Source organism: Shewanella cutis, assembly GCF_022410515.1.
GTDB classification, from domain to species: domain Bacteria; phylum Pseudomonadota; class Gammaproteobacteria; order Enterobacterales; family Shewanellaceae; genus Shewanella; species Shewanella cutis.
In genome coordinates, this window is the sequence record NZ_JACSDI010000038.1 from 1 (window position 1) to 3655 (window position 3655).

The 3655-nt window shown below is 35.2% G+C and carries 1 protein-coding gene and 1 pseudogene; both read right to left on the reverse strand.

What is annotated here, in order from left to right; translation table 11 throughout:
* Positions 1 to 3248: pseudogene (locus H9J30_RS21435) on the reverse strand (hypothetical protein); the annotation flags it as partial.
* Positions 3249 to 3255: 7 nt separating this feature from the next.
* A complete protein-coding gene (locus tag H9J30_RS21440; RefSeq protein ID WP_240132830.1) occupies positions 3256 to 3546 on the reverse strand; it encodes a hypothetical protein in 291 nt (96 codons plus the stop codon).
* Positions 3547 to 3655: the final 109 nt, after the last annotated feature.

Sequence of the window (3655 nt, forward strand, 5' to 3'; positions counted from 1 at the left end):
CTATATGATGCATTTTCAATAATGCTAGAGAGCATCGATTTTTGCTGACTTTTATCTAAACCTTCTGCCCAGAATAGGCATTTTTGCTTTAGCGTACTAACTAATTCAGGTATGAAATTTTGACGTTCATAAGAATGTGGAAGGTGTTTCGAGATCCCCTTAAAAACAGCTTCATACTCAAGCTCAAAATCATCAATAATTCCTGTTCGAGTACGAATTAAAAATCTTTGTGCTGGAATCGTAGCGTTTAACGTTTTTCTATACTTTTCTTTTTCTTGATTTTGCTTGTAGGATAAATCATCGGTTAAAAATTCATTTGGGAGTATATGTTTATCCGGAAGAGATTCTCCAGATAATACTTCCATTAGTGCAACCGCCTCTACGAAGTCAACTAAATCATCGTTATGGTACATCGCTGGGTTAGCGAACCAGGGTTTAGGGCTCAAGATGATTTTACTATTCAACAAGTCATGCAATAACGTTTTGTCCACTTCATTCGCTAAGCAACATTCGATGAATAAATAAAGTTTGCTATTTGGAATATTTTTATTGGCATCGGAAAATTCCTTGCCATTAGGGCTTTGTATATTAGTAAGACAGGTCTGAATGACCTCTCTTTCTATTGAACGCTGAGCTGAAAACAGTGAACATATAAAGTTAATGCATATATAGCCAAATTCCTTGGAAAAGTATGCAAGCTCTTGTAATTCATCAAATCTTGATGCGTCGATTAAATTTTTGTTAAGTATGTCAATTGCAGTCTGAACTGCCCTTGTTGGAGAAAAACTTAATATTCGCTCAACTGCTTTTTCTGCCCCAAATAGATTAAAATAGACTGTAAATAATAATGCAATCTCTTCGGCAGAAACACTTTCATGACGCCTTTTTTTCTTTTCTTTCGTTGTTGATTGAAAATATGTGTTTAACCAATTTTCTGCTGCTCTTAGGTAACTTAAAGACTCTCCTTTAAACTCTTCATGTACCGACAGTAATGCTGATTTATATAGATTCTCAGAACCTTTCCATCCCCCGGATAACTTTCCTTGAAATGCTAACTTCTGAACTTCAGAAGGTGATTGAATTGTGCTAATTAATGTAACGTTTTGATTTAATAACTCAATTTGTCGTTGGTCCCCAGCAAACTCTTCACCAGTCCTCAACGCCAATTTTATAAACGACAAATAATCCTGTAACTGTAGGGCTGATTTTAATGCCGCATTTAGTCTGGAAGTACTTATACTTCTGGCATCGATAGGATTGTTTATAGGTAAAAATTCCTCCGAAAGCGCTAGAGCTATTAAATCCTGATGATTACCACCTGCCAACATTAAATATGGTAAGCACTCAGAAACATAACTGTCTGTATTAGCAAGCTCGCGTATATTTTCTACAAACTCTTTCGCTTGTTCCGATGTAGAGGCATATTGCTTCCTAAACCATGTTTCAGTAGGCTCATCTCTAAATTGAATACTATCGTCAATTAACATTAAACCGCGACCAAAATCACTTATAAAGCTTGCTATTTCGGCTTTGGGAAGTTTAGTAAGTTTGGATATAACACCTATTGGAATGAACGGGGGTAAACTAGCCAAGGCTGTGCATATCAGGTCAACTTTTACACCTTCGCTTGATACATTTTTGTTTTTTAATCTTTCAATAGCTTTATCAAGCTGAACCTCAATCTGTGCATCTACGGTAGTTAACGTAGGTCCTAAATTTTGCAGCATGCGAGGAAGAGAGTCTGGAAACTCTTCGATAGCATAAGACTGAACTCGCGGATTTCCTCCTGATAGTCGGTGGAACTCTTTGGCATGTTCCTCATTTGCATCAGGGTAATATAACTGTAAATGAGCGAATGATTCATTTTCAGTAAATGCGCTTAACTCATATTGTTTAATTTCTTTTCTAGGGTTCAGCAGGTCTATTCGCTCGGTTCTACATAATACTACAACAGTGCAACCATTAATCATTAAGCTATTTAACAACTCTGGTACAATTGAATTTTCAGCTTTTTCATTAGCAGCCATAACTGCATTGTCGGCAGCATCAATGAACACATATAAGTGTGCAAGCTTGTTTCCTTTTTTCAGGAAATTCACTGAACTTTCAATGCGAGATTGAAACTCTGTCATTAAACGCTGTCTATCTTTGCCAGATGCAAGCAAAGGATCACATATTCCTTCGATAGCTAACTCATTAATAATTTGTACTAGCACTTTATCAAAAGAGTGCCTCGGGTTATTAATTGAGCGATATAGGCCATCCCCAAAGCTATCATAGACAATAGCGCATGAGTGTGAAGGTATAACGGTATGAGCTAACCTAGCCATTACTGTTTTCCCAACACCTCCTGGAGCATGAATTATTGAGTTTTTCTTTTCATCGAATATCGAGTGTAAAATTGATTTTTGGTGATTTCTTAAACTTGGGGGGATAGAAGCTTCAAACTTTGGAGGTGAAGGGAAAATATCACTGTAATGTTCTGCACCAAACCTAATTTCTAAGTCGTGACGTTTCACTTCATGGAATGCATTTGATGGTAGTTGTGACAAAAGCTTAATTGCAAAGGCTTTAGTTAACTCACTTACACTTTCTGAATTGTTATTACAAATGTAAGAAGTAAAATAATTACCACCAAAATCGAGTATTTCTAAATCTGCACTTGCAAAAACATTGTTTAGAAAATTAAGATTAAAGCCCGTAAAAGAGTCTTTGCTTTTATTGAAAATCTTGGATTTAAATATTCCTTTGGCTGCATTATCCCAAAAGATTTTAACATTTGAAGCAATAGATTTGTTAGTGATTATTTTAGTTGAATATAAATGTTCACAATTTTCGGGAAAGCTCCCAACTATAGTTTTTAAATCTTCACATTCTATTTTTCCATCAGTATTTTTAAAATAAAGTACACGTAGGCTTTTAGCTTCTTCATTTAATATTTGGGCTGTAAAACTAACATCGTCTTGAAGGATTTTTAACTTTAATTTTTCGTCTCCCTCTTTATAAGGAGATAATAACTTCAAGCATTGATAGGTAACCCAAAGAAGTGGTATTTTGTCAGTGCACTTATCAAAAGTGCTTGCTTGTGATAGGAATGTGGCTTGAGCAAATGATTTCTGATCAATGTTAACTTCTGAATCACGAATATCACCAGTGATAACCGGCGCATTAATATCTCTGCCCGCTGCTACTCCTCTATCTGTAGCTATCACTTTACTAATAATAGTTTGTAACTTCTCTAACAACATCTCAGCCCTATTTAATCAAAGCTAGATATGAAACATATAAGGTAATCGTGCTCACTATAAGGGCTAGAATTGTCGCTATATTAGCTAACATGCTTAATATACTTGTGCGACTAGAGTTAATATCTCCAGTCATTATAGGGGCATTAATATCTCTACCAGCACTAACTCCACGATTTGTGGCGAATATTCTTTTTGATGTAATTTTTATACTAAATATAAAGACAATTAAGCCAATAACCGCAACTAAGATTGCTAATATTTGGTTTTGAGCCAACAAATTTGATACTTGCTCCATCATTTAATCCCTTACCTTTTAGACTATTAAATATACTTTGACTTGACACAAGTCAAAAAACTAACAAGATAAATTCAAAAACTCCCCCTAATCAACCTGCTGATTTTACTAG

Coding starts and splice junctions, on each gene's coding strand:
- H9J30_RS21440 (WP_240132830.1), bottom strand. CDS start 3,546: ATGATGGAGCAAGTATCAAATTTGTTGGCTCAAAACCAAATATTAGCA.